Below are 21,503 nucleotides of genomic sequence, written 5' to 3' on the forward strand. Positions count from 1 at the left end.
TGTTTTTTGCAAGTGAAAATTCCTCAGTTTTGCAAAAGTTTTTCCCCAGGCACCGGTGGGGAATTTTTTTACAATAAATGCCTATCCTCCTTCCTTAGTTAAGTGGAAACTGGTTAATTCTGTTCCCAATAATGTAAATTTATGACACACTTAATACTTCTGTTATTAAACGAAGTAGACTAGTTTGGCAAGGAATCAAGAGCCATTAGCTTGACGCTCCTGACTCCTTATGCCTCCTATGCCTTCATAAAACCAACGAGTGAAGACATATATCTGGTTAAAGAGAACTAACCCTTATAGTCACGTATCCTTTTCCTGAGCTGTTCATAAACATCTTGTTCTGTATACTCAACTTCACGACCTTCATTATCAACAGCATAACTGCCGTATGTGTCTAATAATTCTTGGGCAAGCTTTTCTGGGATATATGCTCTCATATTTTCCTGGTATTCTCTTAAAAGTTTTTTGGTCAGAAACATTACTATCTCCTCCACCTTTTCTATGTTAATGAAGACTCTCTCATTCGGTTACTAGGCCCTGGGAACAATAGCAGGTGGCAATGGTGCAATACTCTGTCTAGGATGGCACCAGTCATCTGTTCGTCATAAAAAACGTTTACCCATCTGGAGAATTCTATATTTGTGTTTATAATTAGTGACTTTTTTTCATAGCACTCAGAGACCACTTCAAACAGCAGCTGTGCTCCTGTCCGATCTAATGGAACGTAGCCCCATTCATCGCAAATAAGCAGTTCTGCTTTTGATATTTGTTTCATAAATGTTGTCAAAGTCCCATTTTTCTTTGCTTCTGAAAGCTTGTTTACCAATGCCGCTGTTCTGAAGAATTTTGTTTTTATACCCTTTTTGCAGGCCTCTACTCCAAGAGCTATTGATAAATAAGTTTTGCCGGTACCAACATTACCGTACATCACTAGGTTGGTATTGGTGTTTAGAAATTCACAGTTTTTAAGGTAATCAGGTGTTACAGCTTCAGGCAGCTTGACTTCATCAAATTTGAAGCCTTCAAATGGCTTTATTGAGTAAAATCCAGCACTCTTTAAGAGTTTATCTTTTCTGATTCTATCACGGTATTCTAGCTCTGATTTAAGCAGTTTAAGCAGGTATTCCTGGTTGCACTGGGCCTGTATTTTTTCAGACATCTCTGCGATATTGCGACTTAATCGTAATTCTTTACAACATGCGGCAATGTCACTAGTCAGCATTATTGATCACCTGCCTTTTTAAGCCTGCATCGTAAGCGGCTAAGTTAGGGGTGGAGGGGGTAAGTTCTGGTATGCTTCCTGTTACCCTTATAGGCTCAAGTTCAATGACATTTCCATGAATACGATTATGGAGGCTTAGAAGACTGTCGGTATCTGTTACTTCGTACTGTAGTGCACCCGCCACTGTTTCAACTGCGCTGTCAAACCCACTCTTTTCTGTTAGTCTAGCTATTACCTGTAAAACTTTACCTTTATCACTTTTATTGCATCTAGCAAGGTAATTATTAATAGACTCGGGGAGCATCTGGTATATGCCTGTATATTTCAATGCCCCAGGAAAGCGAGATAGTTGAGTTAGATATGGCAGCCATTTCATACTCTGCTCTTTGTGGTTGCCGTAAAACCTTTCATGTCGAACAACTGCCCTATGGCTTTCATCCATTGGGATTACTTCATTTGCTGTGAGCCTTATTAACACCTTACTGTTAGCATATTTAGGGGATACAGAGTATTCATGTAGATTATTGTTAAGATAAAATCTACCGTATCCGTTGGTATTTACTGTTATATATTTACTAACATCTAGTGCTACTGTTGGCAATTCAAGAAGAGCCTCTCTATCTTCAGTATGTAGTTGTGCTATGGTACCTTCTTTTCTGTAATGTTCTCTAAAGGCATCGTTTTCACATTTTTGCAGCAGCTCTTTGTTAAACTCAGCTAGGCAGTTAAACCGTGGCACTGGCACTAACATGTTCCTACGATGGTACCCAACTTTGCCCTCAACGTTGCCTTTTTCATGCCCAGAATCTACGTTACAAAAGGCTGCCTCAAATCTGTAATGCTCCATGAATCTCATGAAATCATTTGTCAGGTTGCGTTCTCCGTTTTTCAGAACTTTGGTGACCATGGTGCTTGCATTGTCAAACCAAATTCTTTGGGGAACACCACCTATATGCGTAAATATGCTAATTAATCCTTCAAACAGGCATTCCTGGTTCTCTCCCTTAAATAACTGGCAGTATCCTTTGTTGCTGTATGGGAAGGAGAGGTTTAAATACTTACCGCTGTAGATCTTGCCTTTTTCATAAAACTCTGCATCTCCAAAGTCAACTTGTGCTTCTCCTGGAATATGCTCTAGCGGTAAATATCCAGCCTGCTTACCAAATATCTCTTTTTTCTTCTGGGCTACATAGCCTGCTACTGTTCGGTAGGAACAGTTGAAGTTCTCCTTATACTTGTCTTTGAGTCTGTCATATACCCTTTGTGAGGTATGACGCTGCTTACGCTTGGCTTTCTTATCTTCTAAAAGCCAAGAGTCTATGTGTTTTTTAAAAGGGTCAAGTTTTGGGAACTGAGCTACTGGTGATGCAGTAGGTACTTCTTTGTTCCAATCTTCTTTTTCAAGATAGTATTTTACTGTCTTACGGTCATGTCCTGTTTCTTTCGATATCTGGCTGACGTTCTTTCCTTCCTCGTGAAATAATTTTCTGATATACTTTATTTGGGTCATTGTTAGCATCCTCCAATCCCCCTCGTAATCTTTTTCCAATTACAAGGGTACTATTTTGGTGTGGTGCCTTCAATGGCCTTTTGCAATAATGGGGAATTTATTGTTGCAAAAGTGGGGAATTCCTTTTGCAACTTTGTCCAATTCTATTATGCAATAAATACTAATAAAATTTTTAATTTTCCCGGGCAAATTAGTGGTAACCTGGAAAGCCCTTTTTGCCCGGGAGTATACCCTCCTTTACCAAAGGCAAAGGTTAGGTTTAAGTTAATTTTAAACCTAACCCAGCCTGAAGTAAAGGAGAGACTAAAGGCTGGGGGAGGTGGTGCTTATGAGGGTTTAGGTTATAAAATGGGAGTTTTATCAAATATTATAATTATGAGACAGGGGGTTGTTTAAATTGTATACCATCAATAATAGTAAAATGCTAATTGTTATACTGATTCTGCCTATGCTTATTTTAGGATTTAGTTTAAGTAGCTTTGCCGAATCATCTATCAGTCAATCAGAAGAAAAATTTGAGTTAACAAAAAGTAATGTTGAGGAGTTTGTAAGCCTGCTAGAAATCCAAGATCCAAAGGCTGTAGCCACTTATAAATCTTTAGCCATTAATAATCCAGAGACTGTTAAAGAAGCAGTAGCAGGCATTGTACTTACTAAAGAGAATCCAAGGTATGTTGTTGAATTTGAAGATGGCAGTTCAATTGTAATAGAATACGGGACTGTAGTTTCCAAAGAAGATGTAGGAGTAAGAGGGATAAATGTTTTGGATTATGGAATGTATCAGCATAGGGTATATGGCATAGAAGTGGCTAGGTATACTGTATGGACAGAATATATATCAGATAATATGAATCAAGGTCCATGTTACATTATTGACCTTTGGGATGAAGGCAGTGCAGTATGGCCTGTTAAAGTGAATACTAAAGGAGCTAGAATTGTTAGTGATGCAAATAACCCTATACGAACTAGAGGAAATGCTGAAATTGAAGCGTATGGTACAAACATATCCGTTACGCTAAACTTTTATGGTTATGCATACTTTTTAGATAATTATTCTACTGTAATAGTTAACTAAGTAAGAATTTCTTTTTTGTACAAGTATACAAGGGGCTATGGTTTCTTGTATACTTGTACTGTGTTCTAGGAAGGCGACAATTACCTATGAACTTTGAAATTATTTAACAATAATTTCAAGAGGAACTTTAAAAAACTAGTTTATTATATAACATTTTAGTCATGGTTTATTTTTTTGTTTTAATTTACTTTTAAATTGGCTAAGAATATGTTGATAATGAAAGAGAGGATATTAATGCCGTACGTTATATTATATTTTCTTGTTTGGATATTTTGTTGGTATATTATTTCCATAATTCCTTTAGAAAAATACATTTCTAATAGGGCGTTACTTATTTTTAGTCGCTTTTTCTTATGGATAATATTAGTATATATTGTGTTCAGAATAACTTGAAAAACTCAAGTATGTAATACATGTAGCTAGTTGCAATTTAGTGTGAAAAAATATTTTTATATACCTCTAATATAGATAATTAAATTAAATCTTATTTAGAAACTCTCAAGAAATAATCGTAATAATTTAAATCTCTTGAAACACTCCACTCTTTCCCCGTGAGCAGTGCTGGCTTATATATTTCTAATGAAATCCCCATGTAAAATGTTGAAATAGAATGTTACTATTTTTGCATTGCTCATAAATTGTTTGTGAAGTTAAAAGCCAACCATGGGTAGTGTAAAATACTATAATAGGCTCAACTTCACATTAAATATCAAGTAAGATAGTCAAAAGTCATGCTTCGCAGTATCTATAAATTGTGCAACACCAAATAATATTGGTTGTTGTACAGTACTATGCAGCAGTATGAATAATTAAGCAAATGGATTATATATTGTTAGCCCCTCTTTTTGTAGATGTTTAAAATCATCGTAATTACGAGTTACCAGAGTTGCGGACTGGTTTAAAGCAACAGCGGCCACCAATGCATCTGGAAGCTTTAGATTTTTGTTATATTTGATTTTGCTTATTCGCCTTAACTCTCCAGCTTTAAGGCCGATTAAAGAATTAATTTCGATTATTTCTCCTAAGTCTAAAACTTCCCTAATATCCTGCATATCTTCCTTAGTTAGTTCAGCCGAAGAATAAAGCTCTGCTTCAACTACAACTGGATAGAAGATTTCATGGTTTTGAGCTTCAATCATTAAGTCTACTGCTGGTCTAAGACCGTTCATTGTATAGATAATTATATTTGTATCTATACAATATTTAATCAAGGCTGGGGACATTCCTATCATCCTCGTCTCGAATACTTAAAAGATCTTTAACTAAATTAGGGCGGTTTTTCCATTTCCCTGCAACTTTTTCCACGACACCTTTAGGCTTGTCTTTTTTGGTCACTTTCAGAACTACCCTGTTTATATCGGGTATAACTTCAACCATATCACCAGGTTTAATATTGGTCCCTTTTAATATTTTTTTGATTGAAATACGACCTTTTTGATCTATTTTTTCTTTAACCGTGGCCATAACAAGCACCTCCCTACTTTAAGTATTATTATACCATGGTCAATCTTTTTTGCATATCATGCACAGGCCAAGAAAGTTTGCGTCACATAAACCATCATATGCGCAATAACTAGATTATAAGCTTATTACATTTAAAAGGGTTTAGCTTAATGGCACCGTTTATCAACCAGCCTATTGTTTCTATTTTTTATAAACTCCTCCACGCGGGCCAAGTTTTACAATAATTATTACTAGCTCATCCTCAATAACCTCGTAAATAACTCTATAAGACCCCACTCTTAATCGAAAAATATTTCCTGAGTACCCTTGCATCTTTTTAGTTTGATGATGTTCGTAAGGGTTATCCTTTAAGCTTTCTATAGCTTGAATAACCCTTATTACTGTTGGTTTATCTAGTTTTTTAAGAGCTTTTAAAGCTTCTCTCGTAAATTCTACCTTATAACTGGAGTTCACTTTTCAGTTCCTCCAGTGGAATAGTTTCTCTATTCTTATAATCTTCTCTTGCCTTTTTAATAGCTTCTATTTCTTCCATGCTTAGGGTATTATCATCTTCATCTAGTTGTTTCTCCAGTAGCCACGACAAAAAACTCTTTGCAACTACTTTATTATTTTTATTTAACTGTTTTACTAAGTGCTCAAGTTCTTTATCTGGAATACTCATTACTGACTCCTCCTAAGTAAAGAATTTAACAATCTTATATTTTTAATTCTACATTATCTAGCCTGCAATTAGATTATACTATTATTACCAGTTAATTACAATGTGGCACATATTTATCAACAATAAAGGCCCTCCGTAGAGAGCCTAATGGTTAGCCCAATACGCTTAACCATAAGTCAAGGCTTGTTTCTACACAGTCAGATACAAGCTTTATGAATGTACTATAGTCGCCAGTAGTATGTGCTAGGTCCAAAGCATCATAATAATTAGACCTTATCTCAGCCTTTATTATTGCTGGCGGGTAACCATTTTTCATAAGCTCAAAGTTCATTATTAGCCTAGCTGTCCTACCGTTACCGTCCACAAAGGGGTGTATTTTTACAAATTCACCATGCAGCAAGGCTGCCCTGTGTATTGGGTGTAAGCTTTGCAATTGGCTCTTATAGTTTTCTATTAGTTGCTCCATTTTTTCTTTAACTAGAAAATGTTCAGGAGGTCTATGTTTTGCCCCACTTATTAATACATTCTCCCCACGATATACCCCTGCATTTTCATCATCAATGGTCTTTAATATTAACCGATGTAGGTTTTTAATGAGCCACTCTGAAATATGTTCTTTGTTTTTCACCAATTCTTCTAAATAAATGTTAGCATCTCTATGATTGATTACTTCCAAATGCTCACGCATTGATTTGCCACCTATAGTAATCCCTTCAAGCACTACCTTTGTTTCTGAAATAGTAAGAGTGTTTCCTTCAATGGCGTTAGAATTATATATCCATTCAACCAAAATGGTCTCTTGTAGTGATTTTAAAGTATGCTGTGGTAGCGGCCTATTCTCTTCTAGCATTTTTTTCTTTTCATCTATTACATCAAATATCATTCTATATCACCAGCCTTTAGCTTGTGCTATTTTTAGCTATTATACTATTATTACCAAATAATTACAATATGATATAAATAATAAAGGCCCTCCGTAGAGAGCCTAGCATATAATATTAGGTTTTTAATATGCTTTCCAACTGCCCTAAAAGTTTTGGAATTTCATTTTGAGCGAGATTCCACACTAGCTCCATTTTTACTTCACCGTAGCCATGAGCAATAATGTTTCTAAGGTCAACTATTTTTCTCCACTCTATTTCATTGTGTTCTAACCATATATCTCTAGTTAATGTGTTAGCGTGTTCACCAATAGTAATAATGGACATAGCAGTTGCTTTTTGATACAAGTCATTCTCCAGAAACTTTCCTCTATTCACTTCACTTGTATATCTAATTATGTCCAGGCATTCTAATATCATCTTTTTGATAAGTTGACTGTCCCTATGCTTCATAAATTTTAACCTTCTTTCCGATGGTTAAATAACTATCTTCTTTTATAGGTCCTGCAACTATATCTACTTTTTTATTTAATTCATCCTGAATGTCCAGTTTTAAACCTGACATATCAAACAGGCTAGCAACATTTTCATCAAAATAGACGATTAAATCTATATCAGAGTCCTTACTGGCTTCTCCACTAGCATAAGAACCAAATAAATCAATACTTAAAATGGGATATTTTTTTGCAATTTTACTTACTACATCCCTGATCTCTGTGAGGCTCATTTATATCACCCCTTCTATAATACCTACTGTTATTATATTTTAGGACAAAACACAAGTCAATTGTTTGCATGAATGACATAAACTGGCTAAAACATTGCTAATTGCTGATTTTGAACTGGCACTACTGGATCAGGAATGAAACCTTTTTCCGTATAATTATCTAAGTGATACCACCAGCTCTTTATTCTTTGGATTTGTTCTTGGGAAATAACTTCATATCCTCCTGTTACTTCTATGTTATTGTCTTTCATTTCCACTAATACCTGTTGCTGAACTTTTAGAAGCTCTTCAAGAATTCCAAGAAAGGTTCTATCCAATCATAGCCACTATCCACAAAGGCTTCCATGGCTTTGTCCTTAGAAACCATGGTACAGCAGACACAACCAAAGCGTGAGCTTCCACATCCAGCTGGTGTAGTCTTGTCCTGCACTATTGGGCATTCACCTGTTGGCTCTCTATATAGGCGTTTTAGAAGTGGGAATCCAGACCCCCAGGGTAGACCGTTACTGGATAGTGCTCCCCCCCATACTGTTTCTGTATCGAGATGGACTATTGGTGTGTAGGAGATTATACCTTTATGGACTGTATGGCCATACCTACCATCACTTGACCATTTCTTTACTGATCTTGCCCTTGTTGTGCTCTCTCCATAACGTGTTCCTAGTATTAATACTGCCTTACCGTTTATTGTAGCTGATTTTATTGCTTTAGTGTTGGTTTTAATCTTCAAACGACTTGTACACCAACGTCTAAAACCGTTAGGCAGAGGTGGAAGGTATCCTTTTCCTATTACGCAGACATAGAAGGTATCGTCTATTTCAGGCTCTGTTACTGTTACGGTTATAGGTAAATCCTTCGTATGCGCATACTGTCTTAGGTCTGCTATGTTCTTTCTCACATGACTTAAAACAATAGGCACTTCTACCAAAGTGTCAGCTGTAACTACGTAGACTTGTCTGGTTCGCTTTTCTTTGGGTAGCTGCTCTAATGCTAAACAGACCAGTTTTAACGCTAAGGTAGAATCTTTGCCAAAGCTGCAGCCAAGCACCCACGGCCAGCCTTTTGTAGATGGATCTAGGTAAGCATCTATAATGTCCTTTACTATTTCTGATGGAACAGTTAAATCATACTCTGTCTCAACTGAAAAATCCTTTAATGCTTCCTTCTGGCCATCTTCTACGATAGACCATGCCCACTCTAGCCTACTTAGATAAGTGTCCCATTCAAAATCAGCAACATCTTCGGGAAACCAATCAGCAATATCATATAGATACCCAATTTCTTCTCTAAGTGATATTATACCTAGTATTCCCCTGCCAAAGTCACTATCGCTTTGATAAAAAAATGCTCCATCTAATTCAGCTTGGTGGAAGTCTAGATAATTTCTCGCTAGCCTACCTTTGTAAGACAAAGGATTTTATTTTTTGCAGGTGAAGGGCCATAACGACGTGTCACTTGCAAAAGAATAAAGCTCGTTATTTTTATCTAATAATCTCGATCAGGTCTTTCAGAATACCTAATGCTCCTGCAAAAATCTATTAGCGATATTAGGTAGTCTTTGTCTTCTATAATCCTAATTTTTTAAATCAGTGTTTTCAGGGGTGATAGGTCTACATCATTTAAGCATCTTTCTAGCGTAGCTTGTTATTGCAACGTCCTTTACTGGAATTTTTGGCTCACATTGATACAAATGCTAGACAGATATGGTACTGTACTCGACATCTTATTTCAAAATTAACATTGCCTAGCGCAGAAAGGTACCCCTTACGGGGCTTTGACCTGGCTGCCCGCAAGGGTTCACCTCCTTGTAATTTTTTAATTATTTGGTATTATTTATATGTAGACTCTCGGAAACCCAGCTCTGAAAATTAGAGATTTGGTAAATTCGGGAAGTCAAAAGGCCGTAAATCGTTTTTTGACAGCTTCATATGGCAATAGCAAGAAGTACAGCAAAAAATGGGCAGGACAAAATAAGTAATCAACAAGAATTCTTTTAATAGTTCTTTCGACAGATGTTCTTTTGGCAAATGCTTTTTTCCAAGCCTTAGAACCACGGGGTGTTTGTGTAAATAACCGAAAATCATCTTTCATTTTGGTATAGAATACGCGGCCATAAGGCGATGGAGAGCACTGTTTCTGGTACTCGCATAAATTTGGTTGTTTGTGCATACAGCACCGCCATTTAATTCGCCTGCGACCTTTACAGGCCCCACTGTGTTTCATTTCTTTCCCCGCGATACAAATAGGCACTCCATCATCGTTAACATTTACAGCAGAACGTGTTCGAATACCACTCTTTCTTTTGTTTAGATCGATGAAAGGCTCGATATCATGCTCTATTAGTAGCCGATAGATATCGTAGGCATCATGTGCCGAATCCAGTAAAGCAGCTGAAAACTTCAAATGGGGATACAGCTCACGCAACTGTGCATAGGCTACCACAAACGTTCCACTATCGTGTCTTGAAGCTTTGGTTAAGTGTATTAATAGCGGTAGATCATTTGCACTACCCGTCGCAGTTATGCAGTATAGAGTGTGTCTGTAATACCATCGTTCATGATAGCTGTCCCAGCCCCAGGTAGCAGTGGGGCTGGTGTACTGCCTGTGACATGAACAATTATAGATCCTGTGTTCTTTGCACGAGCAGATCTTTTTGCCACGGTGACTGGCACCTGTTTCCTAAGGGGCACCATCACCAGCAAAAACAAGCTTGTGGGGGTATCCACAAAGCTTGAGGTCAAAGGATTGTTTTACGGCACACTTTTTCAATATCTTTTGCAGCAGACCTTCTGGCCTGTCCTCAAAAGTTGTCCCATTGAGCACTTGTTCTACAAGATCGGAAACACGGTTAGAGTCAGTATCCGGCAATTTTTCGTCCTTCTTTGGCTTTTTGCTCTTTTTACTGCGTGGTTCACGGATCACCTTAGACGGCTCTTCACCTAACCAGAATCTGTTTAAGTAATCGTAAAATGTACCTACACCAGGTACGGATTCTTGCTCAAATCCACAAATAGTGGCTAATATGGGATAGGCCCTAAGCTTTTTAACGAAGTCAGTAACACTTTCTTTAAAATGATTCATTACAAAAAGGGCCCTGAATATCTCCGGTTGATTATGGGCTGGCCTGCCTGTAGAAGAGTACCGCATCCTGCACAAGTGTAACCATGTTATCCAAGTTCAGTATGTAGACCTTCTCTAAGATGCTGGCATAAAATTGGATTTGCTTTTCGTGTTCAGGGAGGAAAGATAATAACTTTTGTTCTAACCAAGCTTGAAACTGATCATGTGGTCGCCAATAACCTAGCATTAGATCACCCCGCTAATTTGTCTAAAGACAAAAAACGTCTTCAAGTTGATTGTTGGGGCGCTTTGGATTTGTCAAGTCCCAATTTTTCTTGCTTATTCCATGTGAAGTTGTCTAAAGAAATTGGAGGAAAATAAAAGCCTCCAAGCCGAAAAGCGGCATGGAGACTCGCTTATGAGTTTCCGAAAAATACTATATATACAAGGAGGGATTGGGCCCTCCTGCAGAAGGTGTCAACACCTAATTCCTACGTCTGGCGTTGACTCTTTTAATCACTTTCACTAGTTGCTATTGCTAACAAAGTTTTAGTTATGGCGACTAAAAGGTCGGTGCTGGCTCGAAGAAATTCAAGCATTGGTACCACCTCATTCAGGAGAGGGTTATCCCCCTTCCTAAAAACCTCCTTTAGGAGGTTTTTAGTTAATTGCTACAAAAAGAAATAGAACTGTGTTGCGAGCACAGTTCTGGGATAATACTTTTACTCTATATTATGTAACGCAACCAGGGCATCTCAGTAATCCGATATTACCACTGCTTGCTATAAAGGTCTCTGATGTTAGCAGCATCAGGGGCCTTAATAATATATACTATAAAGATAATCAATTTTTAAAATCAAATCATTTTTTTCTAGTCTGCTAATTTTATATGCATTAATTCTAGAATTTATATATTTATGCTGCCCATTTTTCTAAGAAACTGGCGATTATCATGAAGGTTATATGGATAATGCGCAGTTAACGAACTACTGTTGAGACGCATCTTATAGATTAGGCGTATTAGGGTATTAGGTGTTAATGAAGACATAAAAGTGTTTTAGGATTAAAGGAGTTTTTTTTAAAACAAAAAAACAGGAGAGGCTTTGATGTCTCTCCTGTTGCGGTTTTAGCTGGTGAATTTAATTATTGAATGTCTGCATCTGGTACAACTACCGCACCAGCCATCCATAATCCTGTCTGCAATCAACTATATAATCAACATACACCATCTGGTCTTTGATCTGATACAAAAACAAATGCCTTTTCTCTACGAAAATCTTGTGATATTTCATTTGGTGGGATAAATTCTGCCTCCAGAAATGGAAAACGCTCATTTTCCATGTTCCATCTCGTCAATAATACTGTCCAGGTATTTGTCCAGTTCATCCGGCGTAACTCCTGCAAGCCCTGCCAGACGGTCTTCCTCAACAGCCAGCAGTTCTTCGTGCAGTTTCAGCATTTTTTCGCGGCGGATAAAAGCCTCTATATCCATGACGACAAGATCTCCTTCACCGTTTTTGGTAAGAAAAACAGGTTCTCCGGTAGACTTGCATAAAGCCGCAATTTCATTGTAATTCTGCCTTATGCTTGCGGACGGTTTAATCTGCATGGCATCAGCTCCTTGTAGTAACATCCTAACCATATTATTTCCCTATCATGCTATGATATCAATCAATTCTTCTTAATTATAACAATACCTAAATTGGTTTCAGGGGGTACATTTTGACCTGTATCCAAGGAATTATCATCTGTGGTTATAGGACCCAGGTCCTGTTTAAAAATTTTTTTGTCAATTTTTGAGTGCAGGGCTACCAGAAAATGAAAAAACCAATTAAGGGCAAAAAAATAATACAAGGGGATTTCAACAAAGGTACTTGTCTTAACATATTTCATATGCTATAATGCTTTTTGTCAGTTAAGAAATCTTAATGACAAGGCAATAATTAAAGTGGGGGTATAGCGCAGCTGGGAGCGCGCCTGACTGGCAGTCAGGAGGTCATGGGTTCAAGTCCCATTATCTCCACCAAATTTTGTAAATTAGCTGAGGTCGATTAATTCGGCCTCAGTTTTTTTATGACCTTCGACTATAGGAGCAAACAAAATGGTTCCAACTATTTCTATTCCCTATCCATTGGGAGATCCTAACACGCCAATTGAACAACAATGGAAAGTGCGTTATCATAGCGTAGGTGTTGCATTGGATGCTCTAGCAACAGAAGTCAAGGAGCAAACTGTGTTTAAAGTAAAGATATAAAAATGTATAGAAATAAATAAGCAGCATAATTATTCCTTTCAAGAAGAGGTCCTTCTGGATCATATCCTTATACAATTGTTAAAAGGAAGGTACTCTTCCATAGATTACGAGGAGTACTTTAAAAACAACCCAGTGCTAAACTTCCACAAGGAGTACAGGATTATAATTTTTGTACCAGAAAATGATTACGACAATACTTTGGAGGCATTCCGAATATGTAACCTATCCTTTAATGATATTAGCAAAGAAAACTTAATTATTCATATGTTAGAAATGGACAATATACTGGTAGGAATCTGTTTCACCAAAAATGGAAATACCTTTGACAAGGACCATTCCTGGATTGAAATGTCTCGTTATATGAATTATGCACAGGTAAAAGTTTCCGAAAAGGTTGATATCCACTTATATGCTGCGGCAAGCGGCAGGCATTTAGGTTTGGCCGGCCTAAAACATGGATTTTCAGAAGCTTTTGAGGCATATGAATATCAAAAAATATATGATGATGAAAACAGCTTGATTTTTTACAATAACATCAAGTTTGAAAACAAAGAAGGTTATAATTATCAAGAGGACACCTGGTATGAGTTAGAGCGAAAATTTCTTTATTGCATCAACATTGAGGATTTTAACAGCAGCGCAAAAATATTAGCTGAATTACTAGAGCTTGTGGGGAATAGCCGTTATCAGGACTTCCAGATGATGAAGTATAAGGTGTTTGGATTATTTAACTCCTTATACATCAATATATTAGAAAGAAAAGACATTGGAGATGAATTATTAAATATTAATGCAGTATATCATATATCTAACTGCAAATCTATTGGAGAGCTGCAAAGCAAGGCAAATACCATCTATCATGCCTTGGAAAAAAGACTAATTAGTGATGATGACAAATTTAGCAGTAATAATCTTATACAGGGTGTGGCTGATTATTTGAAGGACAATTACAGCAACCCTGACTTAAGCATGCTCAGTGTTGCGGATGAATTTAAAATATCTCCCGCTTATCTTTCCCGGCTCTTTAAACAAGAAATTGGTATCGGGCCTGCAGCCTATTTGCAAAAAATTCGAATCGAAGCTGTAAAAGAAATGTTATTGAACTCTGATATGACAATAAAAGATATTTCAGAGGCTGTTGGATATCAGTATGTACTTACCTTAAACAGGAATTTCAAAAAAATTGAAGGAATTACACCATCACAATATATTGCTACAAAAAAATACTATAGTCATATGACTCACAAAAAAAATAGAATAGAGAAATAAAAGCAGATGGTTAAAAAAGCCATCTGCTTTTTATGTTCTTTCGAAAAGATGAAGAATTCATGTCCACAAGTTAGATGACAATTCTAATACCAACTAATCAATTTTAGTAAAAATTAAAAAATGAATATCATATCAAATAATAGCAGTTTACCTATTCTCTTTGAGAAAATTAAAATGAATGTAACCAGCATCAAAATCCTATCAGGAAGGGTGAGAAAATGACAAGTAAAAACTATTGTGAGATGGAAACACAAAAAATGAAGCATTACCCACCTTGTACAGCTCAAACTTTATTAGATCTGCATCATGAGGCTTTACGCATCTCATCAAGAATTGAAACACTAGCCCAAGCAGCAAAGGACAGCTTCTATTATCACCAAATTCGCGAGATTGTGGAAGGCTACTATGATTTGGGAATTCTGCTGGAGGTGTACCAGATATTTGGAGGCTATATTAACACTACCTTTGGGATTTACACCGAGAAAAACGGCGAAAAGGAAACATGGTTGTTCCGAAAATATAAACGAGGAAAGAATGTGGAATCTCTTTTGTTTGAACATAAGCTGCTCCACCATGCACGTAATAACGGATATGCTCTGGGTGCTGCTCCTATTGAAGCAAAAGATGGTAAAACCTATCATGTGGGAAAACAGATAATGCCCGAAGGAGAGGAAGACTTTTATTTTGCCATTTTCAATTATATTGGTGGGTCAAATAAATATGACTGGATTCCTAACTGGGGTGACGATGGAATTGCTGATATAACAATTTTGAGTGCAGCAAGAGCAATGGCACAATTTCACAATTCAGTTAGGAATTTTGATCCAGAAGGAAGACATGGGGATAACATTATGGACAATGAGGATATCACAGTAAATGATATCATTAGCAAATTACCTAAAACTCTAAAAAATTATCGCAACAGCTATACAGATGCAGGATATGAGAATGTTTATACTGAGTATTTTGATGCGAATTACAATTTTATCTCCCAAATGTGTAATGCTTCATTTATTCCAGATGATGATTATGAAAAAATGATTATCATTCCCTGTCATTGTGACTTCCATCCGGGTAATTTCAAATATGATGAGGATGGTGCTGTATGTGGCAGTTATGATTATGATATGGCAAAGATAGATTCTCGCCTTTTTGAAATAGGTTTGGCAGTTCACTACTGTTTTGCATCATGGAAATCGGACACAAATGGTGCGATTAAGCTTGACCGTGTGCAAAAGTTTATTAACATCTATAATGCTGAGCTGACAAAGATTGGTGAACTCGAGGCCATGAACGAGGTAGAGAAAAAATATCTGTATGAAGCCATAGTCCAAGGAACTATCTATGTTTTTGGCTGGTGCAGCTCCGCCTGTGTCTACAATCCATCATTAGATCCTTATGAATATTTATTCTATGCGCAGCATATGATTTCTTGCTTACATTGGCTGGAGGAAAATGAAGCACATATACGAGAATTATCTAAAAAAATATAGGATGAGAGAGGTGAAACTCCATGAATTTGGCATCTCAGGTAAAAGTATTATCACAGGATGAAATGCATATGGTTCATGAAAAAGCTTTGGAATTACTGAAAAAACGCGGGATAGTCTTTCAAACTGATGAGGCTATTGAAACCTTTCGTAAGCATGGTGCTAGAATTGAAGACCATACAGTTTTTATGGATAATAAACTAGTGGAGAAATCCCTCGCCCAATGTCCTAAAACCTTTCGTTTGGAGGCATTGAATTCCAAAAACAGTGTGACAGTAGGAGAAGGATTACTAATTCACCCTGCTGGTGGTGAAGTTTTTATTTCAGACCATGAAGGAAATAGACGTGCTCCTACCTTAAAAGATTTTTCTGATTTACAAAAAATTTATCAGGCTTGTGAAAATATAAATATTGCTGGTTTTCAACCCCTAAGCCCAATGGATGTTAATGAAAGAGTGAAAGGTTTATACTGCGTTCTCAGTTCTATGCAGCATAGCGACAAGCCTATCTTAAGCCCCATGGAACTAGTCACTATCACTCAAAAGGAAGAATGCCTTAAGCTCTTTGAAATTGCTTACGGTCAGGAAGGATATTTAGACAATCATTATGTTACTTGGCATGCTGTCTGCTCTAACTCACCTTTCTTTTACTCAGATTTTGCCTGTGAAGGAATAAAAGTATACGCTGAACATAATCAGCCGATTATTATAGTTTCCGCACCTATGACAGGTATCACCTCTCCAATTTATATGTATTCTACAGTTATTTTAACTGTGGCTGAATCCTTGGCAGGCCTTGTATATGCACAATTGATTAAGCCTGGTGTTCCGGTTGTTCCTTCTGCCTCTTTGACATATGGTAATATGCGTTTTGCCACTTGGGAATGCGCAAGCCCTGATACTGCTTTAATGCTGGGGGCTACCATCCAAATGTTTAAAGATTTCTACCATTTGCCTGCAAGAGCTCAAACAGGAGTGACCAGTTCCAAGATTATTGACTATCAAGCTGGCATGGAAACCATGCAGAGCTTTTTATTCTCAACATTAGCAGGGGTAAACCTCACAAGTCAATCAGTAGGTACTTTGGCCAATCTTATGGCATCCTCACTGGAAAAAACTGTTTTGGACGATGAATTGATCGCCAGGGTGCGCTATATAATCAATGGGATGAATACAGATATGGAATCAATGGCAATGGATGACCTACTTAGTGCAAAGCCCTGCCAAGATTTTCTCACATGTGAGTCCACATTAATGCATTTTAGAGGTGGTTGGCAGCCAACAGTATCTGACTGGAGATCTTATGATGCATGGGAAAAAAGCGGACAGCAGGATGTGGTGGAAACTGCTCGTCAAAAAGTAAGGCAGATGTTAATGAATGCGCCTGAATCTTTACTTGATGCTGAGCAGGAAAAGGCTATGAAGGATTATATAGCCAAAATTGAAAGTAGAGTTTAGTTTGTTTAATCAGGAGGTGAGGGGAAACCATATTCCTCCAAAGGGTATGACCATGCATATGAGTAACTGGTACCACTTACCCCCATAATGCTTTAAAGGTGCCATTCGCGTAACAAGATTTGCGGGGGCGCATGTGACTGGCTGTGAGGAGGTCGTGAGCTTCAATGATTTTAGAGTTTCAATGATTGACAAAAGGAAAAAAGAATTTTATAATCTACCTAACTAATATTAGGTAGGTGATATTTTGACAAGAGGTCAGATAAAAAAAGCAGCCTTATCCTTATTCGTAAAAGATGGTTATGAAGGTGCTAAGTTAGCAGACATAGCAAAAGCAGTAAATATCAAAACTCCATCCATCTATTTTCACTTTGAAAGCAAAGAGCAAATTTTTACTGAAGTATTTAATGATATGCGGGATGAAAAACTCGCTAGCATTATGGAGCTTCAGCAAAAATTAAATGGATATGGATCAGCAAAAGAACGCTTGTTTTGTCTTTATAGTGATTGGTCTAATCGGGGATACGAACATAATGAAGAAGTGATTTTCTGGAAGAGAAGTGCTCTGTTTCCACCTAGTTTCTTAAGAGACAAGATACATAATGACCTGATAACCTACCAGAATAGATTTGTTGATGAATTACTCAGACCAGTAATTATGGCAGGAATAAAATCAGGTGAATTAAAAAACCTGGATGTAAATAAATGTGTTGTTGTCTTCTTAAGTATGATTCAGGGGATGTTCAGTGAATTTCATTATTCAAAACCTGAGGCATATAAAGAAAAAATCGCTGTGCTATGGGAATTCTTTTGGGATTCAATAAAAAATAGTGATTTGGATAATGGCTAAAAGAATCACTTGCATCGTGATGGGACAAGGAACAGGGATATATAAGTGAGAATAAGACAGATGAGAAACTGGAGGGTTAAACTTATGCGGAAATTTATTGATGATGCCACCATACAAAGCGCATACATGCAGGTCTTAGAAATTCTTGAAAAAGTTGGTGTCCGTTTTGAAAGAGAAGATGTGAGGGAACTATTTAAAAAGTGGGATGCCCGTGTTGAGGGTGACAAGGTATTTATTCCCCGTAACTTAATGGAAGAAGCTCTTGACTCCACCCCAAAGCAGGATTATACTGTTCCTGCCAAAAAAAGGGTTGTTGCTGCCACGCCCTTTAGCAACGCACCCTTTATTCTTGACGACGATACTGGGGTTATACGTCGCTGCAATATTGATGATGCTGTCAAACTGTATCAGATTAATGAGACTTCTACCCTTTACGAGTGCACCAATCCCGGATGTGCCGATCCTGTTGATAATGATGCCCCGGATCAATTTGTTGCCCAGGTAGCCATGTCTTTAAAGTATTCAAATAAATATCCCAGCATTGGTTTGCGGGCTACTGGAAGTAATTCTCAAAATGGTGACGTCTATGGTAGTGCTCGGCGGGCATTACGTTTAGTTCGTGAATTTTACGACGTGTGGGATGAGCCTGTTATGAGCCAAGGTATATGTCCAAATCCTCCATTGGCTTATGACCAGGAATGTCTTGACAACCTATGTGCTGCAATTGATGAACAGCAGGCCATTTCCATTTTCCCTTGTTCTTTGGGATTTATGACTGGTCCTGAAAGTATTATGGAGATTGTCATTCATGATTTCGCCATGTCTTTGGCGGGGTTAGCTTTTATTCAGCTTAAATCCCCGGGACATCCCACTTCCCTATGTGAGTTTTCTACCATAAGCAATATCCAGACCTTACAGCCCAATTATGGCAGCGCTGAAGGTATTTTTATACAGGTTATCTATTACGAGTTATGCAAATACTTAAGCATACCCTGTGTGATCTGCGGCAGCTATGGTGACGGAACTGCAGTTGATTATCAGGCAGGAATGGAAGCCATGCTCACAACTACACTGCCATTTAGCTTAACAGAGGTAAATGAGATATGGTGTTATCCGGGTATTTTGGCTGGCTTTGCATGCGGAAGCTTCCACAAGGCCATTCTCGATGAAGAGATGATGCTTTATACCAACAGGATGCTCCAGGGGGTGGAAATGACAGTTGACCCTAAACTACCGGAACTTCTTGCCGCCGGGATGGATGCAGGCACTTTTCTTGGTATAGGCTCCATGGATACTTACAGGCGAGATAATTATATGACTAAAATCTTTAATAAATGGGGTATCGCACAAGCCAATAATACTGAGAAAACTAATCTCGCATACAAAGTTCAGCAGGTTTTAGAAAGCAGAATAGCTGCTTATCAATTGCCAGAGCGCAGTGCTGCTCAGAAAAAGCTATTGCAGCCGTATTTACCATCTCAGTGCCAATACAGATGAAGCCTGATTTTAGGATTGAACCTTAAAGATAAAAGTATTCGCAGGATATAACTGACATAAACTCCATGTCTTCAGCGTAAACTTTCTGGAATTGTGTTAAGTGCTTTATCTTTTAATCCTGCTTTTTTGTAAGCTGTTCCTAAAGCATATCTAAATACCATCATATCCTGGTCCATTTTTCTAGCTCTAGTAGGACCTTTTTCCAAAGCTTCAATTGCTAAATCTGGTTTATCTATCTCTACAAAACAACTACCAATAAGGGAGATAATCTGAACATTTTCTTTTAATTCTTCTGGTAAAGATTGAAGGATTGGCAGTGCCTCTCTGGGTTTTTCAGAGGCTAACAGGCTAATGGCATAATCAATTTTTGTTGCATAGTCATCTGGGTTAACTTCAAATATATTCAGATATAGCTTTTCTTGTATTAAAGAAATAATGAACAATAACCTGGTTGTTAAGTTTATCAATTTCAAACACAAGCTTGAATTGACCCTGTATTAAGTAGTAGAAAAGATCACCTTTCTTAGCTTTTAAGGCACCAAACCCAGGATTATGTTTTAAAGTCTGGGTAAGATGGAAATCGAGTTCAACTGCGACTTTTTCAGCAAAAGTTTCATTCTTTTGGGACCAAAAGTCGAGCTCTGTAAAAATTTCTAGACTTACTTTAGAAGGAACAATTACATTATACATCTGTCGGTTCTCCCTTTTTAAGGTAAGTTTCCTTGAGCTCATTGAGTAGGTTAGTGTTATCATTTTTAATATATCTACTTAATTGTTTAGAAAGATCTGTTCCAGACTGGAAGTGGCCTTTTGCAATATCCATTTTGTTTTCTGAAAGTCGTTTATAAAGCTGTAACTCCATTTCTTTTTCTTGAAACAATTCAATACTCATAACAATCAAGTCACCTTCACCATTTTTAGTTAAGACAATTGGTTCATGATTTTGTTTTGCAAAGTCAGCAATCTTCGAGTACTTATTTCTTAAATCGGCACTTGGAATGATTCTATACATATTAACATCAACCTTTCAGGTCAGTTTATATCATAATTATATCACAATTATATCGTAAGTAAAATGAGAAAAGCATTTAAAATCATAACTGAGGTGGATTTAATCGGCCTCGGTTTTTTATTATAGAAAAAATTTAGATTTTTAGCCAACCTGATAGCATGTGAACAGCATTAGAGGAGAACGGTGAAACGACCATTTATCTATTACGATTAACATTTTCTTACTATTTATGGTATACTAGTGCTAAAGGGGTGGTTCTAATATGAATACTTCTAGAAATATCTTATTAAGATTAATTAACGAAATACCTGAGAGTCAAATTCCAGATGTTATAGACTTTATTCTCTTCCTTAAGCTAAAAAAGGATAGGGAATTATTTAGAGACTTAGAACTGGTAAGTGAAAGCAGTATGGATTTTTGGAATAATGACATTGATGATGAGGTATGGAATAATGTATAAACAAGGGGATATATTATTAGTGCCAATCCCCTTTAGTGATTTATCATCTACAAAAAAGCGTCCAGTATTGGTAATATCTAATTGCGACTACAATAGTAGGACAAGCGATGTAGTTGTTGTTGCAATAACATCTAATATTATTACAAGAGACTACACTATTCTGTTTTCGGCAGAAGACTTAATTGAAGGAACATTGAAGGTGAATTCCTGTATTAGGGTAGATAAGATTTACAGTATTTCTCAAGATATTGTATTAAATAAGTTTGGATCTGTTAATGAAGATGTCATAAATAAAACAATAGCTAAATTAATTGAACTGATTAGAAATTAATGGTGAAGTAATATGCATAATAATTATCTAATCAAATTGCTTTGCTCCAAGAACTATGAGATGCATTTCTAGCGCTGCTGGGAGCGCGCGCCTGACTGGCAGTCAAGAGGTCATGGGTTCAAGTCCCATTATCTCCACCGAATTTTGTAAATTAGCTGAGGTCGATTTAATCGATCTCATTTTTTTTATAATACAGTAGTTATGCACTTCCAGGATAATAATCCCAGTTCCATAACCTTAGTGATAAAAATTTTGGCCAAAATTTATCAATAATCCTTGCAAAGCG

At 37.1% G+C, this 21,503-nt stretch carries 27 protein-coding genes, 1 tRNA gene and 2 pseudogenes; 10 read left to right on the forward strand and 20 right to left on the reverse strand.

The window, feature by feature from the left end:
* Positions 1–287 precede the first annotated feature (287 nt).
* The 3 genes from K364_RS0120810 to istA are packed head-to-tail and all read right to left on the reverse strand — an operon-like array spanning position 288 to position 2,732.
* Complete coding sequence (locus K364_RS0120810) at positions 288–479, reverse strand: hypothetical protein (protein WP_028308153.1); 192 nt, start codon at positions 477–479, stop codon at positions 288–290.
* A 20-nt stretch (positions 480–499) separates the two neighbouring features.
* Complete coding sequence (istB, locus tag K364_RS0120815; RefSeq protein ID WP_028308154.1) at positions 500–1,222, reverse strand: IS21-like element helper ATPase IstB; 723 nt, start codon at positions 1,220–1,222, stop codon at positions 500–502.
* Positions 1,212–2,732 carry an IS21 family transposase gene (istA, locus tag K364_RS0120820; protein WP_084295808.1) on the reverse strand — a complete coding sequence of 507 codons (1,521 nt, stop codon included), beginning with the start codon at positions 2,730–2,732 and terminating at the stop codon, positions 1,212–1,214. The genes istB and istA overlap by 11 nt, the downstream gene beginning before the upstream one ends.
* Positions 2,733–3,129: 397 nt before the next feature.
* Between istA and K364_RS0120830 the strand changes: the two genes are divergently transcribed.
* Positions 3,130–3,807: a hypothetical protein gene (locus tag K364_RS0120830; RefSeq protein ID WP_028309605.1), complete on the forward strand. Its 678-nt coding sequence runs from the start codon at positions 3,130–3,132 to the stop codon at positions 3,805–3,807.
* 809 nt (positions 3,808–4,616) lie between these two features.
* Here the strand turns inward: K364_RS0120830 and K364_RS25095 are convergent.
* The 14 genes and pseudogenes from K364_RS25095 to K364_RS0120895 form a co-directional block, all read right to left on the reverse strand.
* Complete coding sequence (locus K364_RS25095; protein ID WP_051534288.1) at positions 4,617–5,030, reverse strand: type II toxin-antitoxin system VapC family toxin; 414 nt, start codon at positions 5,028–5,030, stop codon at positions 4,617–4,619.
* A complete protein-coding gene (locus K364_RS0120840; RefSeq protein ID WP_028309606.1) occupies positions 5,011–5,271 on the reverse strand; it encodes an AbrB/MazE/SpoVT family DNA-binding domain-containing protein in 261 nt (86 codons plus the stop codon). Before K364_RS0120840 ends, K364_RS25095 begins: the two co-directional genes overlap by 20 nt.
* Before the next feature lie 180 nt (positions 5,272–5,451).
* A complete protein-coding gene (locus tag K364_RS0120845) occupies positions 5,452–5,724 on the reverse strand; it encodes a type II toxin-antitoxin system RelE family toxin (RefSeq protein WP_028309607.1) in 273 nt (90 codons plus the stop codon).
* Positions 5,708–5,932, reverse strand: a complete 225-nt coding sequence (locus K364_RS0120850; protein ID WP_028309608.1) for a hypothetical protein — start codon at positions 5,930–5,932, stop codon at positions 5,708–5,710. The genes K364_RS0120845 and K364_RS0120850 overlap by 17 nt, the downstream gene beginning before the upstream one ends.
* Before the next feature lie 151 nt (positions 5,933–6,083).
* Positions 6,084–6,812, reverse strand: coding sequence for a Fic family protein (locus tag K364_RS0120855; RefSeq protein WP_028309609.1), 729 nt, complete (start codon positions 6,810–6,812; stop codon positions 6,084–6,086).
* A gap of 118 nt (positions 6,813–6,930) precedes the next feature.
* Complete coding sequence (locus K364_RS0120860) at positions 6,931–7,266, reverse strand: HepT-like ribonuclease domain-containing protein (RefSeq protein ID WP_028309610.1); 336 nt, start codon at positions 7,264–7,266, stop codon at positions 6,931–6,933.
* Positions 7,256–7,540: a nucleotidyltransferase family protein gene (locus K364_RS0120865; RefSeq protein ID WP_028309611.1), complete on the reverse strand. Its 285-nt coding sequence runs from the start codon at positions 7,538–7,540 to the stop codon at positions 7,256–7,258. The genes K364_RS0120860 and K364_RS0120865 overlap by 11 nt, the downstream gene beginning before the upstream one ends.
* Positions 7,541–7,626: 86 nt before the next feature.
* Complete coding sequence (locus tag K364_RS25885) at positions 7,627–7,857, reverse strand: hypothetical protein (RefSeq protein WP_028309612.1); 231 nt, start codon at positions 7,855–7,857, stop codon at positions 7,627–7,629.
* The gene (locus K364_RS25100; RefSeq protein ID WP_051534289.1) at positions 7,818–8,951 is read right to left on the reverse strand and encodes an adenine nucleotide alpha hydrolase family protein; all 1,134 of its coding nucleotides are present in this window, start codon (positions 8,949–8,951) and stop codon (positions 7,818–7,820) included. Before K364_RS25100 ends, K364_RS25885 begins: the two co-directional genes overlap by 40 nt.
* A 482-nt stretch (positions 8,952–9,433) precedes the next feature.
* Entirely contained in the window at positions 9,434–9,982 is a 549-nt protein-coding gene (locus K364_RS25890) for a hypothetical protein (protein WP_051534290.1), read from the reverse strand.
* Positions 9,983–10,059: 77 nt separating this feature from the next.
* Positions 10,060–10,200: a hypothetical protein gene (locus K364_RS26880; RefSeq protein ID WP_156946546.1), complete on the reverse strand. Its 141-nt coding sequence runs from the start codon at positions 10,198–10,200 to the stop codon at positions 10,060–10,062.
* Positions 10,201–10,219: 19 nt separating this feature from the next.
* Positions 10,220–10,687, reverse strand: coding sequence for a hypothetical protein (locus K364_RS25895; protein ID WP_156946547.1), 468 nt, complete (start codon positions 10,685–10,687; stop codon positions 10,220–10,222).
* 1,082 nt (positions 10,688–11,769) lie between these two features.
* Positions 11,770–11,932: pseudogene (locus tag K364_RS26475) on the reverse strand (type II toxin-antitoxin system RelE/ParE family toxin); the annotation flags it as partial.
* A complete protein-coding gene (locus K364_RS0120895) occupies positions 11,931–12,209 on the reverse strand; it encodes a type II toxin-antitoxin system Phd/YefM family antitoxin (RefSeq protein ID WP_028309614.1) in 279 nt (92 codons plus the stop codon). The pseudogene K364_RS26475 and the gene K364_RS0120895, both read right to left, overlap by 2 nt.
* A gap of 341 nt (positions 12,210–12,550) precedes the next feature.
* On the opposite strand from K364_RS0120895, the gene K364_RS0120905 reads away from it, so the two are divergent.
* From K364_RS0120905 to K364_RS0120935, 7 genes and pseudogenes are all read left to right on the forward strand, one after another.
* Positions 12,551–12,626 (forward strand) — tRNA-Ala (locus tag K364_RS0120905).
* Between the two features lie 57 nt (positions 12,627–12,683).
* Positions 12,684–12,854: pseudogene (locus K364_RS0120910) on the forward strand (glycine/betaine/sarcosine/D-proline family reductase selenoprotein B); the annotation flags it as partial.
* A gap of 75 nt (positions 12,855–12,929) precedes the next feature.
* Positions 12,930–14,123 carry a helix-turn-helix transcriptional regulator gene (locus tag K364_RS0120915; RefSeq protein WP_028309617.1) on the forward strand — a complete coding sequence of 398 codons (1,194 nt, stop codon included), beginning with the start codon at positions 12,930–12,932 and terminating at the stop codon, positions 14,121–14,123.
* A 218-nt stretch (positions 14,124–14,341) separates the two neighbouring features.
* Positions 14,342–15,616, forward strand: coding sequence for a phosphotransferase (locus K364_RS0120920; RefSeq protein ID WP_028309618.1), 1,275 nt, complete (start codon positions 14,342–14,344; stop codon positions 15,614–15,616).
* Positions 15,617–15,636: 20 nt separating this feature from the next.
* Positions 15,637–17,070 (forward strand): trimethylamine methyltransferase family protein, encoded by a 1,434-nt coding sequence (locus tag K364_RS0120925; RefSeq protein ID WP_028309619.1) that lies wholly within the window; start codon positions 15,637–15,639, stop codon positions 17,068–17,070.
* Between the two features lie 244 nt (positions 17,071–17,314).
* Positions 17,315–17,917 (forward strand): TetR/AcrR family transcriptional regulator, encoded by a 603-nt coding sequence (locus K364_RS0120930; protein ID WP_028309620.1) that lies wholly within the window; start codon positions 17,315–17,317, stop codon positions 17,915–17,917.
* An 84-nt stretch (positions 17,918–18,001) separates the two neighbouring features.
* A complete protein-coding gene (locus K364_RS0120935) occupies positions 18,002–19,414 on the forward strand; it encodes a trimethylamine methyltransferase family protein (protein WP_028309621.1) in 1,413 nt (470 codons plus the stop codon).
* 71 nt (positions 19,415–19,485) lie between these two features.
* On the opposite strand, the gene K364_RS25110 is transcribed toward K364_RS0120935, so the two are convergent.
* From K364_RS25110 to K364_RS25905, 3 genes are read right to left on the reverse strand one after another with little or no spacing between them, the layout of a single operon-like run.
* Positions 19,486–19,857 carry a tetratricopeptide repeat protein gene (locus tag K364_RS25110; protein ID WP_028309622.1) on the reverse strand — a complete coding sequence of 124 codons (372 nt, stop codon included), beginning with the start codon at positions 19,855–19,857 and terminating at the stop codon, positions 19,486–19,488.
* The gene (locus K364_RS0120945) at positions 19,808–20,104 is read right to left on the reverse strand and encodes a hypothetical protein (protein ID WP_028309623.1); all 297 of its coding nucleotides are present in this window, start codon (positions 20,102–20,104) and stop codon (positions 19,808–19,810) included. The genes K364_RS25110 and K364_RS0120945 overlap by 50 nt, the downstream gene beginning before the upstream one ends.
* The gene (locus tag K364_RS25905; protein ID WP_051534293.1) at positions 20,097–20,426 is read right to left on the reverse strand and encodes a type II toxin-antitoxin system Phd/YefM family antitoxin; all 330 of its coding nucleotides are present in this window, start codon (positions 20,424–20,426) and stop codon (positions 20,097–20,099) included. Before K364_RS25905 ends, K364_RS0120945 begins: the two co-directional genes overlap by 8 nt.
* A gap of 262 nt (positions 20,427–20,688) precedes the next feature.
* Here K364_RS25905 and K364_RS0120955 point away from each other — a divergent pair, with 262 nt between their 5' ends.
* Together K364_RS0120955 and K364_RS0120960 are read left to right on the forward strand one after the other, a co-directional pair.
* Positions 20,689–20,886, forward strand: coding sequence for a hypothetical protein (locus tag K364_RS0120955; protein WP_028309624.1), 198 nt, complete (start codon positions 20,689–20,691; stop codon positions 20,884–20,886).
* On the forward strand, positions 20,879–21,217 hold the full coding sequence (locus tag K364_RS0120960; protein WP_028309625.1) for a type II toxin-antitoxin system PemK/MazF family toxin: 339 nt from the start codon (positions 20,879–20,881) through the stop codon (positions 21,215–21,217). Before K364_RS0120955 ends, K364_RS0120960 begins: the two co-directional genes overlap by 8 nt.
* Positions 21,218–21,503: the final 286 nt, after the last annotated feature.

The organism is Desulfitibacter alkalitolerans DSM 16504 (assembly GCF_000620305.1).
In the GTDB taxonomy this organism is placed as follows: Bacteria; Bacillota; DSM-16504; order Desulfitibacterales; family Desulfitibacteraceae; genus Desulfitibacter; species Desulfitibacter alkalitolerans.